Raw genomic sequence first — 22737 nt, forward strand, 5'->3', positions numbered from 1 at the left:
CCTCAGATAACAGTATAGCATTTTTTCTTAACTACGAAAGGAAACCCCCGCTTAAAAAGCAAGGGATTTAGAGAAAATCATAAAATAATATAAACACGCTATATTGATAACTGTTTATCAAAAAATAGTTATATTTAGCTCCAAACACTAAAAATAAACAGCTTGGAGCTGTAATTCTTTACATAGATTCCTTCTTCCTTAAGGATATAAGCGATTTAGCAGTCTTGGGAACGGAATAGTCTCACGAACATGTTCCACCCCTGATAACCAGGCTACAGTTCTTTCCAATCCCAATCCGAATCCGCTGTGAGGAACACTGCCGTATTTACGCAGCTCCAGGTACCATTCATAAGCTGGCCCGGTAAGCCCATGCTCTTTGTAACGCTGCTCCATTAATTCTAAATCATCAATTCGCTGTGATCCACCAATAATTTCTCCATAACCTTCCGGAGCAATTAAATCGGCACAAAGAACAACATCGGAACGTTCAGGATCCGGCTTCATATAAAATGCTTTAATGTCTTTCGGATAATTTGTAATGAAAACAGGCTTGTCGAAGCTTTCAGCAATTGCTGTCTCATGTGGTGCACCAAAGTCTTCTCCCCATTCAATATCATCAAAGCCCTTTTCTTTTAAGAATTCTACAGCTTTATCATAGCTGATTCGCGGGAATGGAGCCTTGATATTTTCGAGCTTGGATATGTCTCTTTCTAATGTTTTAAGCTCTAAAGCACAGTTCTCTAATACAGATTGAACGATAAAGCTTACGTAGTTTTCCTGTACTTTTAAGCTGTCCTCATGATCCATAAACGCCATCTCCGGTTCAATCATCCAGAACTCAATTAGGTGTCTTCTTGTTTTAGATTTTTCAGCACGGAATGTAGGACCAAATGAGAATACTTTTCCTAACGCCATTGCTGCAGCTTCCATATAAAGCTGTCCGCTTTGGGATAGATATGCTTCTTCATCGAAATATTTCGTATGGAAAAGCTCGGTTGTGCCTTCAGCAGATGCACCAGTTAAAATTGGCGGATCAACCTTTACAAAACCATTTGTATTAAAGAATTCATACGTAGCACGAATAATTTCGTTACGAATTTTCATAACAGCATGCTGTTTTTTAGAGCGGAGCCACAGGTGACGGTGATCCATCAAAAATTCTGTACCATGATTTTTGGGAGTAATCGGGTAATCTGTTGCTACATGAATTACTTCCAGATTACTTACCTGCATCTCATAACCGAAATCAGATCGTGTATCCTCTACAATTTTTCCAGTAACATATAGAGATGTCTCCTGTGTCAGGTTTTTAGCTTCTGAAAATACTTCCTCAGAAACATCGCTTTTCACCACAACACCTTGCATAAACCCGGTACCATCACGAAGCTGTAAAAAGGCAATTTTACCGCTTGAGCGTTTGTTCGCCAGCCAGCCGCCGATTGTTACCTCCTCATTCACATGTTTTGGTGCTTCTTGAATTGTTATCTTCATTTTAAAATCCTCCACTTATTATTAATGCTTTTTACAAAATGTTTTATTCTTTTAGCTGCTTCAAGAAATATTGCTAAAATTAATGATGGTTTTAATATGGGTAACCTTTTTAACTAATCCCTTTGGTATAACCCCTTTTTTGCTTAGGGAAACATTTTATTGTATGTGTATCTTTCCTCTAAACTCTGTCCATCAATAGAATAATAATCCATGACAAACCTGTTATCTTTATCATGGTACGTAATTTCCCACAGAGCCTGTCCATCTTCGTATGCAGGGCTGATATCAGCAAACTTGCATGAATCACAGCTGGATGACCAAGCGTCTAAAATAGCTTCTTCACTCATCATATCCTCCGTTTTAATAACAATTAATTCGCGTTCTTCGCCTTCTAAAGGCAGAAAGATTAACCGTTCCTCATTGTCCTCATTACTTGCGTAGAATACATGATAGTTATTCTCTCCATAGTAGCCTTGTATCGAATGAACATTGTGATAAGAGGTCTGATTTTCTATTTGATTTTTTGTGTCATCAAATCCTGCGTTACGGCTATCGTTGATTGCTTGATATAAATAAATACTATAGCCTATTCCTGCAAGCAAGAGGAGAGTAATGATGATAAGCGTCCATAATACCCATCTGTTATTTGATTCCCTCATTTCATTCCATCCGTTTCTTATAAGATTATCTTTCTTTCATCATTTACTATACCTAGATGTATGGTTTCTGTAAACAAATACCGTTAAAATTATAATGTCTAATCAGAAAAGCTCCGGGACACTGGCCACGATTACTTATGGTTTCAGGGTAATCACAGCCACTCCGGAAAAACAAGGCGACAGCTAGTTTTATTACTACCTCCACTTTCGCACCTAAGAATAAACATACTAATCTTGCTGTTCCAGGATGTACATGGCCTCTATTAACATGCTTGCTTTTAGTTAACTCATCTTTTTATTTTTTGAACTGGTTATTGTGTATAGCTCCGCTCCGGCCAACCACTCCGCTTTCCATGGGGACGGCTTCAGCTAACTTGAAAAGAAACCCGCTTTTCAAGTGGATCTTCAGCTCGCCCTGTTCCCATAGGAGTCTACGTGGTTGGCCTGCGCTCTAATAGGATTCTACAGCATATGGAAGAAATAATAGCCTGATGAAGTTAGATGAAATCATCGTTTTTAGCAGTTCAAATCATGACAACATAAATAATTCATATCGAGAATAGCCTTCATGCACCAAAAATAAGGATTACTGAGCATGTTTACCATGCAACATGAAAAATTTGTTCTGTCAGATCTGTCTTTTATTTGTTCGGTTATTTCAGTATAGAATATCTTACTAGCGGAGGCGGACAGTTTTGACTCCTGAGGGATCAGCACCATCTGAAGATCCACTTTTGCCAAGTGCTCTTCTTGGCAAAAGTTAGCTGAAGAGCGTGCCCCTAGGAAAGAAAAACGGTCCGCCGTAGCGGTCGCCTTTACACTTTACCTTCTATCTTTTATATGGAAAAAAATGATCAACCCCTGTTCCTGTAGATAGGAAATTACTTTTTAAAGTGTGAAAGTTGAGTTACCGCCTATTCTAATTTTTAATTCATTTCATTAACCTTCACTGTTGATGGAACCAGTTTTCTGCGTGACTCATCAAATGACGTGTTGCTTCATAGTGAACAGGTACTTCTGGAATAGACTCTAAAAAGTATTTTCCATATTTTGCTGTTTTGATTCGTCCGTCACAAATAAATACGATTCCTCTATCGTTTGAGGAACGGATCAGCCGTCCAAATCCCTGTTTAAATTTAATAACCGCCTGTGGTAGAGATAAATCCATAAACGGATTTCTTCCATCTTCCTTCAACTGGTGCGACTTCGCTTCAAATACAGGATGATTCGGCGGCTGAAATGGCAACCTGACCATTACAAGTGCTGATAAATCTTCTCCAGGTATGTCTACTCCTTCCCAGAAGGAACTTGTTCCCAGAAGTATTGCCTGATCATAAGATTGGAAATTCTTTTTCAGCCTGCTGCGGCTGCCGCTGGTCACACCTTGAGCGATGATGACGTATTGCTGTTCTGTTATCATTTCCTTTAATAAATCATTTGCCTTCCTCAGCATATCGTAAGAAGTAAACAAGACGAGCATTCTACCTGAAGTTACCTCTGCTAACGATAATATCGCTTCACAAACTGCATAAACAAAATCATCTATATTTCCATATCTAATATTCGGGAAGTCTGTTGGTATTAGTAGCTGCACTTGTTTATCGTAATGAAATGGTGAAGCAATCTGCTCTGTTAACAAATCCTGTTCAGATACTCCCAGTCTTTCTTTGATAAATTTAAATGAACTTCCCATTGTTAATGTTGCACTTGTAAAAATAACACTTTCTTTTTTAGAGAAGAAATCATCGGCCAATATTGGTGCAATATTAGACGGCTCGCTGTAAAGAAACACGCTGTGGTGCTTCCCTTTTAAATCTACCTCTATCCATTTAATCAGCTCTACTTCATTTTGCTCCTGAAACATCACTTTTAAATCATCTATATATTTTTCTAATACGTCCTGCATTTGTCCAATGTCTTCAAGAAATTGTTTCTCATCTCCAATATCCAAGGAATACTCATCCACTAATCTGGATAGAACGTCCAAGAGCTTCCGAAAATGCATTCGCAGGCGTGCTGCAATATCCTCGGCCAGCAGCCAGGTATCCTGCTGATAAGTTTCTGGCTTGATACGATACTGTACTCTTCCTAAATCACTTGTTGCTTTATCGTTTTTCTGCTGTGCCCTGACAAAGCGTTCAATAAGATGAAAAAGTTCGTCAATATCATATTTAGCTTCTTTGATAGCTGCATTCCATTTATCAATCAATTCCTCTTTTTGACTCATATCAGTTGCTTTCAAGACCGCATTAAACTGTTTATCCTCGTCAGCAGTTCCTAAATAGTTGCATGTAAATTGCATCTGTATGTAATCAAGTTTTAGTCCATAATGATGTGAAGCCGTCTCTTCAAAATGATGCGCTTCATCAATAATAACCTTTTGATAGCCTGGTAAAAAAGCATAGTCATTAAACATATCTGTACACAGTAACGCATGGTTTGTAATAATGATATCTGCTTTTTGAGCTCTTCGTCTGGCTAATTGATAATAGGAATGATGGAACCAGGGAGATTTCGGATTAATTGTCTTTTCTACATCAGCAGAAACCTTTTGAAAGAAAATATAGCCTCCTGCCGGTAATTGAATTTCATCAATATCCCCTGTCTCTGTTTCCGTAATCCATACGAGTAATATCGCTTTTGTTAAAACAAAATCATAATTATCCTTTGAGCCATAATCAAGCTCATAAAGAAACTTTTCCAGATTTAGATAATGATTTTTTCCCTTCATTAAAGCTACCCGGAGAGGGATGTCAATCACCTTTTTTAACAAAGGAATTTCCTCCTCAAGCAGCTGGCTTTGTAATTGTGTTGTATAAGTGCTGATAATTAGGCGTTCTTTATTGGTAATAGCTTGATAAACAGCCGGCAACAAATAAGCTAAGGATTTACCTGTTCCTGTGCCCGCCTCGATAAAAGCATGTTTTTTAGCAGAAAAGGCATCATAAATCGTTTCAGACATTTGCCGCTGACCTTCCCTTGGCTCATAGGAAGAAAAAGCTTTTGAAAGTGCACCCTGCTCCTGATAAATATTGTCTAAGTATTCCCCAAACGATTTATCTATCTCAGACAGAGCTTTTGTCTCTTTTTCGGACATACGGAATGCAAGACCCTGGTAATGTTTTATTTGATTGTCCGGATGCTCCCGGAACGCTAATTCTTCTAAGCGGTTATCAAGTATAACTGCTAAATCTGATTGTAATTTTTCTTCCAGATTTTTCAGCTTATACAAAGTTTCATACGGGAGATGGTCTAATTTCTCTTTTAACTTAAAAAATAACTTTGCTGTTACATATGCATCAGATAAAGCGCGATGCGGGTCATCATGATGCAGCTCAAAATGCTCTGCTAAGTGGCTTAATTTATAGCTCGATATAGTCGGGAATAATATTCTGGACAGCTCCACTGTATCCAGAACCGGATTTTTTAATTCCGGATAACCATTGGCTGCTAACTCCATATTAAGAAACCCGACATCAAAGTTTGCGTTATGTGCAATAATATAACTGTCTTGTAAAATACGAATGATTTTCTCTGCTTTATCAATAAATAACGGCGCATCCTTTACTTCTTCATTATGAATTCCTGTTAAGTTAGAAATAAATGGCGGTATCGGCTGATTTGGATTAAGCAGGGTTGTTTTCGTTTCTTTTATCTCCTCATTTTCAATTACAACCATACCGATTTCAATAATTTTTCCTGACTTTGCCGGAGAATTCCCAGTTGTTTCTAAATCAATGACAACATATCTCAGAAGACCACCTCCATTCTTTTTTTGATTTTTTCTATCTGTCAAACCATGAAATCTCTGCGGAGTAAAGTGTTACAGGACTGCCGTCAGCTGCTTCTGCGATTAAAGCTCCTTCGTCTGAAATTCCTAAAAAACGTCCTGTCCATTCATCATGAAATGTTTTTATTTTAATTTCTCCACCTATTTTAAAGGCATTTTCTTCCCATTTGGATTTAATGACTTTAAATCCGTCCTTTAAATACATCTCATATGTATTTTCAAAATACGTTAATATTGTTTGAATGACTTCTTTCTTATCCCAGTCTTTCCCTGATTCTATTTTTAATGAGGTTGCAATATTCCGAATGGACGCGTCCCAGCTTGCTTCATCCTGATTCACATTTAAACCGAAGCCGATTAAAACATAATTAATCCGGTCCTGCTCTCCTTGCATTTCTGTTAAAATGCCGCATAGCTTTTTATCTCCAATTAATAAATCATTTGGCCATTTAATGCCAATAGACAAATTTGTTAACTGATGTAATGCGTCTCTTAACGCTACTGCAGTTAACAGCGTCAGTTCCGAAGCTTTATTCGGAGGAATGGGCGGACGGAGCAGAATAGTAGTCCACAGACCTTCTTTATCAGAAAACCAATTCTTTTTCATTCTCCCTCTGCCGGCTGTCTGTTCTTCAGCAATTATTATTGTACCATCAGGAGCGTTTTCACGGGCACTCTCATGTCCAATTAATTGTGTTGACGGTGTTGATTCTTTATGGATAATATGATGTCCCAGCCATTTCGTTTCCAATCCCCAGCGAATTGTATTACTGCTGACTTTATCCGGAAATGAAACAATCCGATACCCTTTGCTCCGTATGGCATCAATTGTATAACCATCACTTTCTAAATCTTTCATATGCTTCCAAATCGCATTCCGGGAAATTCCTAATTTCTCAGAGAGTGCTTGACCGGAGATATAGCCCGCATTATTTTCGGATAAAAGCTTTATCAATCTTGATCGGGTTGATTCCATTGTATCCAGTCCTTTATTTTCGATTTTTCATTCGCCAGCTTAGAGGTAACAATTTGATATTCTATTTCATCTAACAATTCCTTTATCCATTTTCCTTTAGTACGCTCAGGGAACCATTGCATTAAATCATGTCCATTCAAACACAGCTCTTTTTTAGATGAAATAGAGAGCCGCTTCTGAATATTACGGAGCTCTTGTATGTTTATTATTTCTTTATCTGTCTGTTTTACTAAGTATACAAAAAAATCCCATTGCTCTTCAGGCAGGAGATAAACAAACCATGCATCTATTCCACACTGCTTATAGCGGTGATAGGCATCTACAAGAATATTGGCCTGTTGTTTTAATTGATTCGAACATTTGTAAGCTTTCACACAATCTGCTGCAGTGATGGAGGAGCTCTTCAGCTCAACAAATGCAAAAACAGGTGCAAGAGAAGAAACAGGCTCTATTTGTTTGAGGAGCAAAGGTACATCTTTAAAAATTGGCAGGTAATGATAAAGCTCTAATTCAAAGATATAATCAACTGCTTTTGTATAAAAAATCCCTGCACACAGCTTTTCTAATTCAACGGTTAATCGCTCCACTGCCAGTTTATTTATTAATGCCTTATATTTTCCCATCGCCTCTTTTGTTGCTTCTTCAATGGAAAATCCTAACTGACTGGAAAAACGCAAAGCACGGATAATCCGTAAAGCATCCTCTTCAAAACGGTCTGCAGCTTCCCCGACAGTTTGAATCCTTTTTTGGGAAATATCTTTTCTTCCTTCAAAAGGATCCACGATTTCTCCCTTTACATTCATAGCAATTGCATTCATAGTAAAATCCCTGCGTTTGAGGTCCTCCTTGATATTCCGGACAAAATGAACCTTATCCGGCCGGCGGTGGTCGGTGTATGTTCCATCTGTCCGATAAGTGGTCACTTCAAAGGATTCCTGGTGGTGTTTGACAATAACTGTACCATGCTCCAATCCCACTGGAATTACTTTTGGAAAGATTTCCTGAATTTCTGCAGGAGTAGCAGATGTTGCGATATCTACATCGTGAATGGGACGGTCTATAATATAATCACGTACACACCCGCCGACAAAGTATGCTTCGTATTGATGTTTTTCTATGATAGATATAACTTCTGCCGCCTTTTGAAATACGAATGGTAGCATATCTTTCAGTCCCTCTCTTCCGCTTCAAGAACCCGGTTGTATAAATTTTCATATTGATTCACGATTTTGTCAGACGCAAAGCAATCACGTACATGCTCTATGGCTGCTTTAGAAAACTGTTCCTGTTTTTCTGTATTAGATAGCAATTGTACAGCATAATCCGCTGCCTGCTGAACATCTCCTAACCCGACGATATACCCTGTCTCATCATGAGTTAATACTTCCGGGATGCCTCCTACATTTGTACCGATTCCAGGTACTCCACAAGCCATCGCTTCTAATAATACTAACCCGAAGCTCTCTTTTTCAGACATAAGCAGCATTAAATCAGCCATTGATAAAATATCACTGACATTATTTTGCTTCCCGAGAAATTGAACTTCTTTCTCTAATCCTAATTCATTAACATGTAATGACATATCTGAAAATTCAGGGCCGTCGCCTATTAATAACAATTTAGAAGGGATACTTTCATTAACTATTTTAAATGTATCAATGACATCCTGTACCCGTTTCACCTTTCGGAAGTTAGAAATATGAATCATGATTTTATCAGCGTCATTTATCTGATATTGATTGCGCAGTTCAGTTACTTTTCTCGGATAATATTCATTTTCATTAATGAAGTTATAAATAACATCCATTTCCTTCTTTATATCCAGCATTTCCATGGTTTGCTTCCGGAGACTTTCTGAAACTGCAGTAACTGCATCAGATTGCTCAATACCGTGGCGGATAATGGGCTTTAATGTGTTATCGATGCCCAGGATTGTAATATCCGTACCATGTAAGGTTGTAACAATTTTTACTGGGTGCTTTGCCATATCTCTCGCTAAAATGCCACAAATTGCATGTGGCATGGCATAATGGACGTGGAGAATGTCGAGCTTCTCACGGTCTATCACCTCCGCCATTTTTGCTGCTAAAGCTAAGTCATAGGGCGGGTATTGAAATACTGGGTAATGACTTATCTCCACCTGATGATAATATACATTGACATACACTTTTTCTAAACGAAAAGGCATGCTGGAGGTAATGAAGTGTATTTCATGCCCCCTATCCGCTAATTTCTTTCCCAGTTCTGTAGCTATTACCCCAGATCCGCCAATTGTCGGATAGCATGTAATTCCTATTTTTTTCACAATTCCCCTTCTTCCTTCACAATTTCTCTCCAGTGAAAATCGCCGCGATTCAATCCATGCATAAAGATTTCCCCTCCGGCAATATTTGTCGCTAAAGGAATTTGATAAACATCACATAAACGCATTAAGGCGCTGATATCAGGCTCATGCGGCTGAGCGGTTAATGGATCGCGGAAGAAAATAACCATATCCATTTTATTTTCAGCAATCATACTGCCAATTTGCTGATCACCGCCAAGCGGCCCAGACTGAAAGCGGTGAACCGGAAGCCCTGTCGCTTCCATAATCCGGCTTCCTGTTGTTCCTGTAGCAAATAATTGATGGTTTTTCAGTACATGCGCATAAGCTGTTGTGAACTGTACCATATCTTCTTTTTTCTTATCGTGTGCAATTAAAGCGACATTCATGATGTTCTCTCCCTCTATATATGTTTCTCTATAAGACGTTCTCTAAACCATAGATAAGCTCATCTAAATCCATCACCTGATAGACGCATTCTTTAATGCCGTCCATAAAAGATGCACGATTCATAGAATCATGCTGTATCGTTAATGTTTGACCAGCACCGCCAAAAACAACCTCCTGATGAGCTACCAGCCCAGGAAGCCGCATACTATGGATCCGCATGCCGTCAAAATCTCCCCCGCGGACACCCTGAATTGTTTCTTCTTCATCTGGATGACCCTGCTTTTTCCGTTTTCTGACCTCCTGAATCAGCTCTGCTGTTTTCTTTGCTGTGCCGGATGGAGCATCTAATTTTTGATCATGATGCTTTTCAATAATTTCTACATCTGGGAAGTACGCAGCTGCCATTTTTGCAAATTTCATCATTAAAACAGCACCAATAGCAAAATTAGGTGCAATAATACATCCGGTTTTTTTATCTCTTGCCAATTGTTTTAGTTCCTCTAATTGTTCGTTGGTATATCCCGTTGTACCTACCACCGGACGAATCCCATGATTCAATGCCGCTTTTGTATGTTTATAACCAAATTCAGGCGTCGTTAAATCAACGAATACATCTGCCTGCTGCTCTGTAAAGCACTTTTCGATATCTGAGTATACCGGTGCATTAAAATTATCCTGGAAGCCTTCTAAATCACTTAATTTTTTCCCATCATTTTTATGATCTAAGCAAGCCGTCAATTCAAAATCGCTTACTCCATAAATCATATGAACAGCTTCTTTTCCCATTCTTCCTCTTGGTCCTGCTACGATAATTTTAATTGCCATGACTATCTTCCCCCTCTTTTCTTGTCCAGCGATTTTTATCTCTTGTTTCAAATTTTTGCATTGATTTCTCAAAGGAATCTGATAAATCAAATTCAAGTGAATTTGCTAAACAAGCTAATACAAAAATCATATCTCCGACTTCTTCTTCAACTGTATTTTCTTTTTCTGTAGCTTTCTTTGGTTTCTCACCATGATAGTGATTAATTTCTCTGGCCAATTCTCCTGTTTCCTCAGATAATCTTGCCATTAATGCAAGCGGAGAAAAGTACCCTTCCTTAAATTGAGATATGTATCGATCAACACGTTTTTGGACATCTTTTAATGTATGGTTGGTATTCTCCATTTTTAACACCTCTCTAACCTTCCTGATTACTCTTTCTCTTCTCTAATGTTAGCTAAAAGCATGGGTTTTGACAACTAATTGGTACAGTATGTGGATTGTTACTTCATTTTAAATTGTCTATAATAGATATTGGTTGAAATCAGATTGTAAATACTTGGTACTAAATAGACTTTTCAAGCTTTATTTTCAAAGTATATTTCTATCATCTGTACATAAGGAGGAATCGCAAATTGAACATTCGGGTTAAAAATATTGTATTTATTTTATTAGGGGCAGCCATTTTTTCTTTTGGTCTCGTACATTTTAATATGCAGCATAACCTTGGAGAAGGAGGCTTTACAGGAATTACGCTGTTACTTTTCTTCTTATGGGATTTGGATCCTGCGATCACAAATATTGTGCTTAATATCCCAGTATTCTTTATTGGGTGGAAAATACTAGGGAGAAATGCATTTGTTTACACCATGGTAGGGACTTTATCTGTTTCCCTGTTTCTATGGATTTTTCAAATTTACCAAATTCCTATCGGGCTAGAGCATGATATGACACTTGTTGCTTTATTTGCAGGGGTATTTATCGGTGTTGGATTGGGAGTCATATTCCGTTTTGGCGGGACAACAGGCGGTGTAGACATTATAGCGCGCATTATTAATAAATATACATCCTGGAGTATTGGACGGGCTATGTTCGCATTTGACTTTCTGGTTATTATAACTTCTATTTTTACCTTTTTAAATTTAGCTCAAGGGATGTATACGCTGGTAGCAGTATTTATTGGTGCAAGGGTGATTGATTTTATCCAGGAAGGTGCATATTCTGCCAAAGGTGCTTTTATTATCTCCGATCACAGCGAAGAAATTGCGAATCAGATTATGGAGAAAATGGAACGCGGTGTAACTATTTTAAATGGTCAGGGAAGCTTCTCCAAGGAAAGAAGAAATGTTCTTTACTGCGTGGTAGCACGGAATGAAATTGTACGGATGAAGAATATTATTAACCAGACCGACCCTTCTGCCTTTGTCTCTATGACGACGGTTCACGAGGTGATGGGAGAGGGCTTCACACTGGATGAAAATAAAAAACCATTAAATGATTAACGCTGTTAAAAGAGCTTAAGGGAATCCCTTAAGCTCTTTTAACTGTATCTAGCTGATTATTCTAATATTTTTTCTGCAGCTGTTGTGTACGTCACAGCCCATTCAGAAAATGGAAGTGCATTATCCCAAGTAACCGTATTTGTTGCTTTTGCACTTCCCCAATCTAATGTTTTTTGATGAAGCATATGTACTTTTATCCGGTTTCTTATGCTGTTTTTTTCTTCTTCGTGCTGTTTATAGTATGTGTTTATAAAGTGTTTTGCAATATCCGTTTCATTATTATCTATATAGTATGTAATCATTTTAATGAAATCTGACACCGGGTCTGCAAAATACGAATTTGTAAAATCAAATACACCGCTTATTTCCCAGCCATGTTCAGACTGATATATCAAAAAGTTACCAGGCTTAAAATCACCCATAACAAAAGAAGGTGATGATATATGATTGAAGTCATCTTCAGATTCTGCCAATAAAGAGTGAACCCATTTCAAATCCTCCTCCGTTATTCTGGAGTATTTTTTAGCGTCTGTTACCCAAAACAGGATTCTCTTAAAAAGCCATTCAGAGTAAGTATTTTTAAAAGGAATAATTGTCAAAGTTTTAGGATCAAGCTCACCAAAATCATTTACTTTCCATGTATGAAAAGAAGTCAAAGCTTCGGCAATGGATTCAGCTATTTTTAATTTATCTTCAAGCTGAAGCTTTATTTGCAGAGGTTTTGAATTTAGATGCTCTCCTTTAAGACATGGCATAATAACATAATTCCAGCCGAAAATATCTTCAGAATCATCAATTATATATGGTCGGGGCACTGGTATGTTTGTTCGACTATTAACATTATCAATAAAGAATTTTTCTTCCATGAATTGACCAGAATAAAGCGGATTTCCTTTTAAAACATACTCTCCTTCTGTGGACGAAACAAACATTGTTTGCCCCATTGCTCCTTCATCTGTACTTTTTGATGAAATAAGTTTGCCTAATTTAAATTTATCTAGCACAGATTGCAGTTGTTTATCGTTGATTAATCCTAATTTATTTGAACCGAAAATTATTTCTGCAGTCATAAAAAGCATTCTCTCCCCGAAATTTTTAGTGTTTTCCATGAAAAAAGATGACCCAATTGAATCATCTTTTTTTAATTAGTCTCTATTTGCCGCAAAAATAAGAATAAAGCGGATAAGTTCAGCAACGGCTACTAATGCTGCAGCAACGTATGTCATTGCGGCGGCATTTAATACTTTTTTAGTTTCCCGCTCTTCATTGTTACGAATAATTCCGGTAGAAACCAACTGTGTCATTGCCCGGTTTGAAGCATCAAATTCAACTGGCAGTGTAACCAGCTGGAAAAGTACCGCAGCAGCGAAGAAAATAATTCCAAAAAGCAGCATATTGGTTGAACTCATAATTATACCTGCAATAATTAAAAACATCGAAATATTGGATCCGAAGTTTGCTACTGGAACCAAAGCAGTTCTAAAACGTAAGAATGCATAATCTTCCTGATCCTGAATTGCATGACCTACTTCGTGAGCTGCAACTGCAGATGATGCCATCGATCTTCCACGATAATTATTTTCAGACAGGTTAACTTGTTTCTTACGAGGATCATAATGGTCTGTTAATTCTCCTTTTACCATTCCAATCTGTACATCATGTAAACCATTGTCATCCAGAATTTTTCTGGCTACATCCGCACCGGTCATGCCCGAAGATGTTTGTTTTTTAGAGTACTTTGTATACGTGCTTTTTACTTTTCCTGATGCAATCATTGGTACAATCATTAATAATATAAAATAAATCAAATAAGCGGCCATTTATCAATTCCCCCATTACTGTATCTTAAGGTCAATTTTAGTCAGTATTTTAATTTTAGTCAACTGATTTGTCGTTTTTACGAACCGACTTATTACCTACTTGCTCTCCTTTATATTTTTTCCAACTTACATAAGATAATGTAATAATTATGCAACCGCCTACAATAATAACACCTAAAATAAATGGAGATGGTGCTAAGCTATTTTGGTAAATATCTGTTGGCGAAATAGAGGCCGCATGAATAACATTTACATGGCAAAACATCCCTAGGATTCCGATTGTCATCACTCGAAGCAGTTTCTCACCCATAGAGATCACCTCTGATCTTTTAGTGTATATTTTAAGTTTATGTCCATAGGTGAATGGGTATGACGTCCAGCTTCTTTATGGAGTAAGAAAATATAAAGTGAACTTCACTCAGCCGGGTTTTTCAACGTATAAAATGTTTCTGGCGGGACAAGGAATCGAAGTAATACTTTCAGGATAATACAGCGGCTGCAACAGGTTGTGATTGGATAGTAATCTTGTTCAGAAAAACACAAGACTTCCACAAAGGCATTTTAACCAGTGAACAGCCAATAAAGTATGGATGTCAATTAGCGGTTATTCAAATTTTGGCTTTTTCTATAAATTGTTAAATAATAAGCAAGAAGAATTGATACTACACTCAACCAGAATGTAAAATAACCAATTTCATTCATATATGTCGTTAAATTGGAATAGATAGGCATCTGTTCAAAAACATAATCGATAATATCATTATGTAATACAACAATACCTGCAACGGTTAAATGCCGCAATTTTATTTTATAATATGGTGCATAAAGCAATCCTTGAATAGCCATTCCTAAATGAGAGGCAATCAGCATATAACCTGCCGGACCGATACTCCCGGTAACAATTAGTGTTAATAAGTTCATAACAACGGCCCAAATGCCATATTTAAATAAAGAGACAATCCCTAGTGCCTCAATGTACGGAATATTTTTACCAAATATAAAAAATAATAAAAAAATAGTAAAGAACAGACTGGCGGTCGGGCTGTCCGGAACAAAAGGAATAAATATAGGCGGAGTTATTTCCAACTGCCAGCCATACCAATAATATCCGTAAATTGTGCCTAGGAAATTAATGATGAAAAGTATAATTAGAAATTTTTTATCTTGCAATATGTATGATAACATTTTTATCTCCTCAAGGTTTTCCTTCATATCGTTCTAAAGTATAGAGAAAGCACCTTTGCCTTATTGTGGTCAAAGGTGCTTCTTTTTATTCTTACTCTCCTGCTGCTTCACTGGTTTCAATGATAAAGTCTGCTAATTGTTCCAGTTCTTCATCAGTTCCTTGGAACTGATCAGCAGGCATAGCACCGATACCATTTACAGCAATGTCCATTATTTCTTCTTTTGTGTGCTCAGTTCCTACTAATGCAGGACCGGCTCCACCTTCTAATTCCCCGCCATGACAGCTTAAACAGCTGTTTTCATATGCTGCAAATCCAGGATGATCCTGGTCAACAACAGATTCACCGGGAGGAATCGGTTTATTTTGTTCAGCGCGCGTTTCCCAATCAACATGTGCTGCAGAAGTGTATGTCAACCAGATACAAGAAACTAAAGCTAAAAGCATCATGCCAACTGCAACTGGACGTTGACGCGGACGGCGTCCAGGACCGTTATCCAGGAACGGAGCAATTAACAGTGCTCCAAACGCAATTCCAGGAATAACGAGAATTCCAAGAATTATCCAATCTCCACTTGCGAATTGGTATTTTAATAATTCATACAAGAATAAGAAATACCAGTCTGGTAGAGGGATATATGCCGCATCTGTCGGATCAGCCATTCCTTCAAGCGGAGATGGGTGAGCCAACACCAGGCATAAAAATCCGACAAGGAAAACTGCCCCAGCTAACCATTCTTTTAATAAAAAGTTAGGCCAAAACGCTTCTGTTCTACCAGGATATTCAGAATAATCTTTTGGTATTTTTGATGTTTTTTCCGCTGAGATCCGGGAATCGCCAACGAATTTCATACCTTTACCCTTATGCATTAGTTGCCCTCCTTTTTATAGTGGTCCGGAAATACCTTGTCTACGGATTAAGATAAAGTGAATTGCCAATAATGCAAACAATGCTCCTGGTAAGAAGAAGACATGGATTGCAAAGAATCGTGTAAGAGTTTGTGCACCAACAATGGTAGCATCTCCGGCCAGAAGTGTTTTTAACGCTTCTCCGATAAATGGTACCTGTTCAGCAATCTCTAATCCCACCTGAGTTGCAAAGTATGCTTTGTTATCCCATGGAAGCAGATAACCTGTAAAACCAAGACCAAGCATAACAAAGAAGATAAGAACTCCCACCATCCAGTTAAGCTCACGCGGTTTTTTATATGCCCCTTGGAAAAATACCCGTAAAGTATGTAATAATAGCATTACGATAACGACACTTGCGCCCCAGTGATGCATGCCGCGTACAATTTGTGCATGTGCTACCTCAGTTTGCAGATAGTATACAGACTGCCAAGCGTTTTCAATATCCGGTACATAGTACATTGTTAAAAACATACCAGAAAGAATTTGAATTACTACAACAAAGAATGTTAATCCGCCAAAACAGTATACAAATGCTGAAAAATGGTGTGCCGGATTAACGTGCTCAGGAACCTCATGATCGGCAATATCCCGCCAAATCGGCGTAATATCAATGCGATCATCGATCCAATCATAAATCTTTTGTAACATTGTTTTTACGCCTCCTCATGTGGTCTGATATTGCCCAGGAATAGCATGCCATCCCTTTCTTCCTGCTCATAAACATCAAGCGGTTGCAAAGGCGGTGTTCCAGGAACATTTACTCCATCCTTGTAATAACGGCCGTCATGACAAGGACAATAGTATTGATCCGGATAATCATCGCTGCCTTCCCAAGAAACAACACAGCCTAAATGTTTACAAACTGGGGAAAAGGCTACAATTTCATCATTATCATTTCGATATACCCAGGCTGAGCGACTTACTTCTGATTCATACCAGCCATCTACCTGATCAACAGACCAGTCGACACGCTGCGGGTCAGAAGTAATTTCGGAAACTTCCAGACCGACATTTGCAAAGTCGCCGCCCTCATCATGCTTCAATACAGGGTCGATTGCCATCCGGACAGGCGAAATTAACAAACCGGCAGCCATAAAGCCGCCTACTCCCGTAAGTGTGTAATTCAGAAACTGTCTACGGGATACTTGCCGTTTTTCATCACTCATTTTTTTCCCCCCTCTTTTTTCAAAATAGTCACGGACATTATTAAGATTAAATCAGATTACTAGGACAATAACAATGATAGCGTAAACTATTGGTTCGGTCAATATATATCCAATGGTTAACGACAAATGTTTTGATAATGATGATAATTTCGTCATAGATTTACCAGAATGACTTAATTAACTCTACTGTCTGCAAGGTCTGGTCCCTTATTATGCCCTTCACTGCAGCAGGATCTGCGTCTTTTAAAGAAGCAGTCGGGAGCCAGATAAATTCACCTTCTAAATCGTTAGCAATTTTTCTCCAGGACGGGTCAAAGCTGATATAGAGTACTTGTTTAAAGGGTTGTTCTTTAAAATGATTCGTCCATTCATTTATTCTCTCTGCTTCTTGTAATTTTTCTGCAGATGTTATATATGTATAAATGGGTGTGAGCATTATTCTTCCCATAAGCTCTTTTTCCAATTCCCTTGCAAAAAGTGTTAATACATCATACTGGTCTGCATTTTTAGCAGAAGCCTCCAAGGCTCCAATTTGGAAAGGTGCTAACGGTACAATGATTGTATCTATGTACTCCTTCGCCTGATCATATTTCTGCAAGTCAACACTTGTCCATTTCATAAATAATCCTCCCTTAAATGAAAATCCACTTCAAATACTTTCCTATATTGTAACAATTTTTTATCTTCCCTGAAAGAACTAAATCTGATCTTATCCATTGTATTTAGAAAGGATTTGAAATTCGCATAGCTTTCAACGAAAAGTGCAAAGCACCCATTTAAAGACTTAGAAATTGCCACCAGATATTTGAGGAGGGTTCCAAGCTAACCTCTCACCATTTATACGTAGACTACAGGAGTTACGTTCTTGGGGTTTTTGATTTTGTCGTATTTTCTTTTCTAATTTTGCTATTATTGTTGCATGATACATTCACTAAAATAAGAAGCGGGCATAAATTAATTAAATAAAGGCTCTTCACCAAACCAAAATTTTAAATCAAAAAGGAAGTGTCTCTTTGAGAAATTATTATTATGTAACGGCAAATACAGCGGAAGGATTTATAAATTTACTGCCTTCTAATATAAACCATCTACAGCAAATCATTAGTTTAAATCACCCTTCCCAAACGGTAAAAACAAAAATTTTAAAAGATATAATCACGAAATATGAATCTACCTGTGAAGTAGAAGTGTTAAAAAGTGCATTAGGTGAACGCTATTTAGATGGTGTTGTTATTCGTGAAAAGAGCATCGCTATTTTAAACCGTTCCATCGTGCCAAATGATATGAGTGAGGTAACTGAACTGGATTTAATCCAATACACACAAGACACCCCAGTTAAAAATGCTGAGCTAGAGGAAAAATTCATCCATCACACAGAAAATGCATATAAACATTTGCAAACAGGGTTGCGCATACATGATGACTTGGAAGAGATCTATATTAAAGAAATGGATTTTAAAAAAGCCGATGCAATTGTCGATTCGTTTATTCAAAGCGTCTTACATGGACAACCGAAGAAAAATCGGGATGGTCACGAGTACCACCGCTTTTTTGGCACTACAACCGTGGATGGTCCTGTCAATGTCATCCCCCATATTACAGAAAAACTTTCACGTGTTTTTTATATAAAAGGGCGTGCAGGAACCGGCAAGTCAACATTTATGAAAAAAGTAGCAAGTACTTGTATTGAATATGGTTATGATACGGAAATTCATCATTGTAGTTTCGATCCCAATAGTATTGATATGGTATTAGTTCCAGCTTTGGATTTTTGTATGTTTGACAGTACTGACCCTCATGAATTTTTCCCAACTAGAGAAGGGGAAGAAATAATTGATTTATATAAAGAAGCCGTCACCCCCGGGACAGATGAAAAATTTACTGACGAAATCAACAAAGTAAATGACCATTACAAATCTTATATGAAGGAAAGTGTTATTGAGCTGAAAAAAGCTGGAGAATACCTGGAAGCTTTGGAGCAACAGTTTTCCTATACTAAACAAGAACGGAAAGAAATCAGCAATTTAATCGAGCGACAGATTCAATAAGAGCGTTCCTAACTGGGTTAAGAGCATCCCTTACATTTTTGGAAAACAAAAGCAGCCAATTAATGACTGCTTTTTTATCGAATATAGAACTTTCTCTCACTCTTTTATTACATCTACAATAGTTTTAACTTAACGGTTGTAATTTTATCAATCAGCAATAAACTTCCATAAAATACAAAAGCAATTTTTCCACTATAGGTATGAGGACAACTTTGCTTCTGTTTGCACCTGGCGGCGGCTTGCAAGTCAGCAAGTCTTCTTTAATCTAAGCAGATTCAAACCATAGTAAAGTATAGTGTCTTTCTGGAGCTGTCGTTAAGAAGCATATTAACATCTGCCTATTCAGCCATAGCTTTTTAGTGAAAAGTCCGGTTTAATAAATAATAGTTTCATTTATAAAAGCTTATGATTTATTCATAAGTTTTTCCAATTCCTTTGTCAGCTCTATAAATTTCGCTTGATCTCCTGTATCCAAAGCCTGGTCAATCTCCTCACGCAGCTGTTCCCGTTTTTGATTGACCAAGAGCCGATCCAGTAAATCAACAGTTGTCTGCTTATCATCTTTTGTCACGTAATAATCTTCTGGAAGAAATGGATTTTCTTCCAGTACAGCAGCATAATAGGCGTTTTGATTTGCCTGGTGAAAATTCAGCTGGATAAATAATGATTCCTGTTTGTTCAACCGGATATCATGAAAGGTTTTCTCTGCATCTGTAGTTACCAGATGGTTTTTGTAAAAACGAAATGGGATTTTATCTGAACAACGACTTGAAATCATTACTCCCCTTGGACAATACTTCACATCTCTTACAAAATGCACATGTTCTAAAATATCCATATGGTTCACTAAATAATTAAGTATCCATACACTTTCTCTTTTTTTCAAGCGATAATGATTTAAAAACCACTGGATGAATTTTTTCTTGTCTTTTGCAGTTACTGACGATAGCATTCCACTCTCCCCTCTCTGAAGCAGGTTATTCCGTTACATTAAATCCTGTTCTAAGCGTTCTACATGCTCACGCACATCCTCATCAATAGGCTGCTGGTCAAGATAAGCTTTCAGGATTGGAATGGCTTCTTGTACTCTTCCTTCTTCTGTCAAGAAATAGCCATACTCTTTTAAAAAGTCGCTGTCGTGTTGTAAACTAGTATATGCTTGCTGGTAACTATTTAATGCATCATCAAACGATTCTATTTCCACATTTGCCTTGGCAAGCTCCCAATCATATAGAGCATCCTCTGCGCCAGTGTTTTTAATGCTGTGAATCAATTCAATAATCTCATCAAATGCTTCTTTTTCTTTTAGTAATTCAATTAAAAATAATACTGCTTCTTTATAATCCGGTTCCAACGCAATTGCTTGTCTTACATGCTCTTCACTTTCATTATTTTTTCCTAATTGATGTGCGATATCTGCAGCGAGGAAAAAGAGTTCTTTTTGATAGGAATCTCTTTCTAAACCTTGTTGAACAGTCTTATAAGCTTCCTCAAACATTCCCTGCTCTTTATACACGTTCGCCAGCTGCGTGTAAGCAGCATAATAGTCCTGGTCAATTTCCAAAACATGTTCCCATGCTTTCATAGCAATGTCATCACGAGCCGCTTGATGGGCAGTGATCCCGTGTCTGAACAGTTTATCAGGGTCCGGTTCTTCTTCCTCTTTGTAAAATTCGAGTGCTTTCTCGTACTCGCCGGCAGCAGCGTAGGCTTCTCCCAACCGGTCTTCAATAGAAACATGCCCTACTTCTTTTGTTTTCGTATAAACACGTTCATAGTAATTGATTGCCTTTACGTATTCACCGATAGAGAAGAATAATTCCCCTAACGCAAAATCTATAATGCTCTCTTGAGGATCGATATGCTTTGCTTCCAGCAGCTTTTGCTCAGAAACTTCAAATAACCCTTGAGCCTGATATAAATCAGCCAGCTGGATTAATGCTTGAACATAATAGCCCTCGTCACCCTCTGGAATTTCATTTAATATCGTAATCGCCAGCTCATCTTCTTCTGATTCAATGAAAATATCAGATAGTGTGAGCTTTAACGCAGTTTCTTCAGGATATTTTTCAATCAATTGTTCGAGAATGGTTCTTGACTCGATCAAAAATCCCCATTGCAGGTAAAGTTCAGCTATTTGAAACAAGGAATCGTCATCAGCATTTTTTTGATAATCGCTTAATAATGCCAATGCTTTTTCTGTCTCATTTTTTTCAGCTAATTCTATTGCTTGTTGAATGGTGTTCATCTAAAAGAACCCCTCTCTCTTTTGTGTTTCTTATGCTTCCAATTTATCATACAAAAAAGATAGCTACAGTTCAAATAACAAGAACTGTAGCCAAAATATATATATGTGGAGTTAAAGATATAGTCTATTTTCATTTAAAGAAATAATAATAAAACTCGTTTTTACTGCAAGATTTCTTCCAAATTGTCGAAAAAGGTCGGATAGGATATATTAATGCTATCTTTTTCATCCATTTCTACCGCTCCTTCTGATATAAGCGCTGAAATGACTCCCATCATCGCAATCCGGTGATCCATATAGGATGAAATGGAGCCGCCTGTCAGCTTTGTCGGTCCTTCTATAATCATGCCGTCTTCGGTTGGTGTTATATTTGCTCCGAGTGCCTGCAGGTTTCGGCAAACCGCTTCAATACGATCTGTTTCTTTTACTTTCAGTTCTTCGGCATCCTTTATTACTGTTTTTCCATCTGCCTGTGTCGCCAGCAAAGCAAGTATTGGGATTTCATCAATAAGACGCGGGATAACATCCCCTTCTATCGTCGTACTTTTTAAAGCAGTATGTTTAATAGTCAAATCACCAATTTTTTCGCCGCCAGTGATGCGTTCATTAGAAATAGTGATTGCTGCTCCCATTTGCTCCAATACATCTAAAATGCCAGTCCTGGATTCATTTAAACCAACGTTTTTTAATGTAATAGTACTTCCAGGTACAATAGCCCCGGCAACTAAGAAGAAAGCAGCAGATGAAATATCGCCGGGCACTTCAACATCACATGCTGTCAACTTCCCTTTATTTGTAATGGTAATACCTTCATGGTTTTGTTTTAAATCAGCTCCAAAGGCTTGAAGCATAACTTCTGTATGATTTCTTGTTTCTGTATCCTCTTGTACAATAGTTTCTCCATCTGCAAGCAATCCTGCTAATAAAATAGCAGATTTCACTTGAGCACTCTTTACAGGGAGACGATAGGTAATTCCTTTTAATGCACTGCCATGAACCGTAATCGGAAGATATTTTCCTCCTTCTTCCCCTTCAATCACTGCTCCCATTTCTCTTAATGGGGCAGTAACCCGATCCATCGGACGCTTCGTAAGTGATGAATCCCCAAATATAGTTGTTTCAAATGGCAGCCCAGATAGAAGACCAAGCATTAGCCTCGTTGTTGTACCTGAATTTCCAAAATCTAATGTTTTTGCAGGCTTTTTAAGTCCTTCCAGACCATTGCCATGAACTAGTACTGAATTTCCTTCTTTTTCAATCTGTACGCCCATTTCCCGAAAAGCATCAATGGTTCTGAGACAATCCTCCCCATCAAGGAAGTTCGTTACTTTTGTAATTCCGTGTGAAATACTGCCAAAGATGATGGAGCGATGTGATATCGACTTATCTCCAGGGACAATAACTTCTCCCTCCAGCCTTGGTGAAGTACATTCAAATTGAACATGTGACACTGTCTTCCCCTCCTT

General features: G+C 37.8%; 22 protein-coding genes. 2 read left to right on the forward strand and 20 right to left on the reverse strand.

Going from position 1 to position 22737, the window contains the following annotated elements; genetic code table 11:
* Positions 1-198 precede the first annotated feature (198 nt).
* From asnS to OSO01_RS00425, 9 genes are all read right to left on the reverse strand, one after another.
* Positions 199-1491, reverse strand: a complete 1293-nt coding sequence (asnS, locus tag OSO01_RS00385; protein ID WP_147207759.1) for an asparagine--tRNA ligase — start codon at positions 1489-1491, stop codon at positions 199-201.
* Between the two features lie 143 nt (positions 1492-1634).
* Complete coding sequence (locus OSO01_RS00390; protein ID WP_147207760.1) at positions 1635-2150, reverse strand: hypothetical protein; 516 nt, start codon at positions 2148-2150, stop codon at positions 1635-1637.
* Positions 2151-3096: 946 nt separating this feature from the next.
* Positions 3097-5946, reverse strand: coding sequence for an ATP-dependent DNA helicase DinG (dinG, locus tag OSO01_RS00395; protein ID WP_147207761.1), 2850 nt, complete (start codon positions 5944-5946; stop codon positions 3097-3099).
* A complete protein-coding gene (locus OSO01_RS00400) occupies positions 5936-6916 on the reverse strand; it encodes a biotin--[acetyl-CoA-carboxylase] ligase (RefSeq protein WP_147207762.1) in 981 nt (326 codons plus the stop codon). Before OSO01_RS00400 ends, dinG begins: the two co-directional genes overlap by 11 nt.
* Positions 6892-8079 carry a CCA tRNA nucleotidyltransferase gene (locus OSO01_RS00405; protein ID WP_147207763.1) on the reverse strand — a complete coding sequence of 396 codons (1188 nt, stop codon included), beginning with the start codon at positions 8077-8079 and terminating at the stop codon, positions 6892-6894. Before OSO01_RS00405 ends, OSO01_RS00400 begins: the two co-directional genes overlap by 25 nt.
* A 5-nt stretch (positions 8080-8084) precedes the next feature.
* Positions 8085-9221: an N-acetyl-alpha-D-glucosaminyl L-malate synthase BshA gene (gene bshA, locus OSO01_RS00410; protein WP_147207764.1), complete on the reverse strand. Its 1137-nt coding sequence runs from the start codon at positions 9219-9221 to the stop codon at positions 8085-8087.
* Positions 9218-9628: a methylglyoxal synthase gene (mgsA, locus tag OSO01_RS00415; protein WP_147207765.1), complete on the reverse strand. Its 411-nt coding sequence runs from the start codon at positions 9626-9628 to the stop codon at positions 9218-9220. Before mgsA ends, bshA begins: the two co-directional genes overlap by 4 nt.
* A 28-nt stretch (positions 9629-9656) precedes the next feature.
* Positions 9657-10454, reverse strand: coding sequence for a 4-hydroxy-tetrahydrodipicolinate reductase (gene dapB, locus OSO01_RS00420; RefSeq protein ID WP_147207766.1), 798 nt, complete (start codon positions 10452-10454; stop codon positions 9657-9659).
* Positions 10444-10797 (reverse strand): nucleotide pyrophosphohydrolase, encoded by a 354-nt coding sequence (locus OSO01_RS00425; RefSeq protein WP_147207767.1) that lies wholly within the window; start codon positions 10795-10797, stop codon positions 10444-10446. Before OSO01_RS00425 ends, dapB begins: the two co-directional genes overlap by 11 nt.
* Before the next feature lie 230 nt (positions 10798-11027).
* On the opposite strand from OSO01_RS00425, the gene OSO01_RS00430 reads away from it, so the two are divergent.
* The gene (locus OSO01_RS00430) at positions 11028-11894 is read left to right on the forward strand and encodes a YitT family protein (RefSeq protein WP_147207768.1); all 867 of its coding nucleotides are present in this window, start codon (positions 11028-11030) and stop codon (positions 11892-11894) included.
* A 56-nt stretch (positions 11895-11950) separates the two neighbouring features.
* On the opposite strand, the gene OSO01_RS00435 is transcribed toward OSO01_RS00430, so the two are convergent.
* The 8 genes from OSO01_RS00435 to OSO01_RS00470 form a co-directional block, all read right to left on the reverse strand.
* A complete protein-coding gene (locus tag OSO01_RS00435) occupies positions 11951-12964 on the reverse strand; it encodes a phosphotransferase family protein (RefSeq protein ID WP_147207769.1) in 1014 nt (337 codons plus the stop codon).
* Positions 12965-13039: 75 nt separating this feature from the next.
* A complete protein-coding gene (locus OSO01_RS00440; protein ID WP_147207770.1) occupies positions 13040-13714 on the reverse strand; it encodes a zinc metallopeptidase in 675 nt (224 codons plus the stop codon).
* A 55-nt stretch (positions 13715-13769) separates the two neighbouring features.
* Positions 13770-14024 carry a sporulation protein YpjB gene (locus OSO01_RS00445; protein WP_147207771.1) on the reverse strand — a complete coding sequence of 85 codons (255 nt, stop codon included), beginning with the start codon at positions 14022-14024 and terminating at the stop codon, positions 13770-13772.
* Positions 14025-14311: 287 nt separating this feature from the next.
* Positions 14312-14899: a lipoprotein heptaprenylglyceryl N-acetyltransferase LhaT gene (gene lhaT, locus OSO01_RS00450; protein ID WP_147207772.1), complete on the reverse strand. Its 588-nt coding sequence runs from the start codon at positions 14897-14899 to the stop codon at positions 14312-14314.
* Positions 14900-14990: 91 nt separating this feature from the next.
* Positions 14991-15767, reverse strand: a complete 777-nt coding sequence (locus tag OSO01_RS00455) for a menaquinol-cytochrome c reductase cytochrome b/c subunit (RefSeq protein WP_147207773.1) — start codon at positions 15765-15767, stop codon at positions 14991-14993.
* Positions 15768-15782: 15 nt separating this feature from the next.
* Positions 15783-16457: a menaquinol-cytochrome c reductase cytochrome b subunit gene (gene qcrB, locus OSO01_RS00460; RefSeq protein ID WP_147207774.1), complete on the reverse strand. Its 675-nt coding sequence runs from the start codon at positions 16455-16457 to the stop codon at positions 15783-15785.
* A gap of 5 nt (positions 16458-16462) precedes the next feature.
* Complete coding sequence (locus OSO01_RS00465) at positions 16463-16975, reverse strand: QcrA and Rieske domain-containing protein (RefSeq protein WP_147207775.1); 513 nt, start codon at positions 16973-16975, stop codon at positions 16463-16465.
* Between the two features lie 160 nt (positions 16976-17135).
* The gene (locus OSO01_RS00470) at positions 17136-17594 is read right to left on the reverse strand and encodes a DUF2487 family protein (RefSeq protein ID WP_147207776.1); all 459 of its coding nucleotides are present in this window, start codon (positions 17592-17594) and stop codon (positions 17136-17138) included.
* Positions 17595-17988: 394 nt separating this feature from the next.
* Between OSO01_RS00470 and OSO01_RS00475 the strand changes: the two genes are divergently transcribed.
* Positions 17989-19023, forward strand: coding sequence for a hypothetical protein (locus OSO01_RS00475; protein WP_147207777.1), 1035 nt, complete (start codon positions 17989-17991; stop codon positions 19021-19023).
* A gap of 403 nt (positions 19024-19426) precedes the next feature.
* On the opposite strand, the gene OSO01_RS00480 is transcribed toward OSO01_RS00475, so the two are convergent.
* The 3 genes from OSO01_RS00480 to aroA form a co-directional block, all read right to left on the reverse strand.
* Positions 19427-19975 (reverse strand): ReoY family proteolytic degradation factor, encoded by a 549-nt coding sequence (locus OSO01_RS00480; protein ID WP_147207778.1) that lies wholly within the window; start codon positions 19973-19975, stop codon positions 19427-19429.
* A 33-nt stretch (positions 19976-20008) separates the two neighbouring features.
* Complete coding sequence (locus tag OSO01_RS00485) at positions 20009-21271, reverse strand: tetratricopeptide repeat protein (protein ID WP_147207779.1); 1263 nt, start codon at positions 21269-21271, stop codon at positions 20009-20011.
* A gap of 161 nt (positions 21272-21432) precedes the next feature.
* On the reverse strand, positions 21433-22722 hold the full coding sequence (gene aroA / locus OSO01_RS00490; RefSeq protein ID WP_147207780.1) for a 3-phosphoshikimate 1-carboxyvinyltransferase: 1290 nt from the start codon (positions 22720-22722) through the stop codon (positions 21433-21435).
* Between the last annotated feature and the right edge of the window lie 15 nt (positions 22723-22737).

The organism is Oceanobacillus sojae (assembly GCF_007991515.1).
GTDB lineage: Bacteria > Bacillota > Bacilli > Bacillales > Amphibacillaceae > Oceanobacillus > Oceanobacillus sojae.

Bases quoted from the DNA above. Each gene is read 5' to 3' on its own strand.
- mgsA (WP_147207765.1), bottom strand. From the start codon at position 9,628: ATGAATGTCGCTTTAATTGCACACGATAAGAAAAAAGAAGATATGGTA.
- OSO01_RS00435 (WP_147207769.1), bottom strand. From the start codon at position 12,964: ATGACTGCAGAAATAATTTTCGGTTCAAATAAATTAGGATTAATCAAC.
- OSO01_RS00465 (WP_147207775.1), bottom strand. From the start codon at position 16,975: ATGAGTGATGAAAAACGGCAAGTATCCCGTAGACAGTTTCTGAATTAC.
- asnS (WP_147207759.1), bottom strand. From the start codon at position 1,491: ATGAAGATAACAATTCAAGAAGCACCAAAACATGTGAATGAGGAGGTA.
- OSO01_RS00425 (WP_147207767.1), bottom strand. From the start codon at position 10,797: ATGGAGAATACCAACCATACATTAAAAGATGTCCAAAAACGTGTTGAT.
- qcrB (WP_147207774.1), bottom strand. From the start codon at position 16,457: ATGTTACAAAAGATTTATGATTGGATCGATGATCGCATTGATATTACG.
- OSO01_RS00480 (WP_147207778.1), bottom strand. From the start codon at position 19,975: ATGCTATCGTCAGTAACTGCAAAAGACAAGAAAAAATTCATCCAGTGG.
- OSO01_RS00440 (WP_147207770.1), bottom strand. From the start codon at position 13,714: ATGGCCGCTTATTTGATTTATTTTATATTATTAATGATTGTACCAATG.
- OSO01_RS00470 (WP_147207776.1), bottom strand. From the start codon at position 17,594: ATGAAATGGACAAGTGTTGACTTGCAGAAATATGATCAGGCGAAGGAG.
- dapB (WP_147207766.1), bottom strand. From the start codon at position 10,454: ATGGCAATTAAAATTATCGTAGCAGGACCAAGAGGAAGAATGGGAAAA.
- OSO01_RS00405 (WP_147207763.1), bottom strand. From the start codon at position 8,079: ATGCTACCATTCGTATTTCAAAAGGCGGCAGAAGTTATATCTATCATA.
- OSO01_RS00445 (WP_147207771.1), bottom strand. From the start codon at position 14,024: ATGGGTGAGAAACTGCTTCGAGTGATGACAATCGGAATCCTAGGGATG.
- OSO01_RS00485 (WP_147207779.1), bottom strand. From the start codon at position 21,271: ATGAACACCATTCAACAAGCAATAGAATTAGCTGAAAAAAATGAGACA.
- lhaT (WP_147207772.1), bottom strand. From the start codon at position 14,899: ATGTTATCATACATATTGCAAGATAAAAAATTTCTAATTATACTTTTC.
- OSO01_RS00455 (WP_147207773.1), bottom strand. From the start codon at position 15,767: ATGCATAAGGGTAAAGGTATGAAATTCGTTGGCGATTCCCGGATCTCA.
- OSO01_RS00400 (WP_147207762.1), bottom strand. From the start codon at position 6,916: ATGGAATCAACCCGATCAAGATTGATAAAGCTTTTATCCGAAAATAAT.
- OSO01_RS00390 (WP_147207760.1), bottom strand. From the start codon at position 2,150: ATGAGGGAATCAAATAACAGATGGGTATTATGGACGCTTATCATCATT.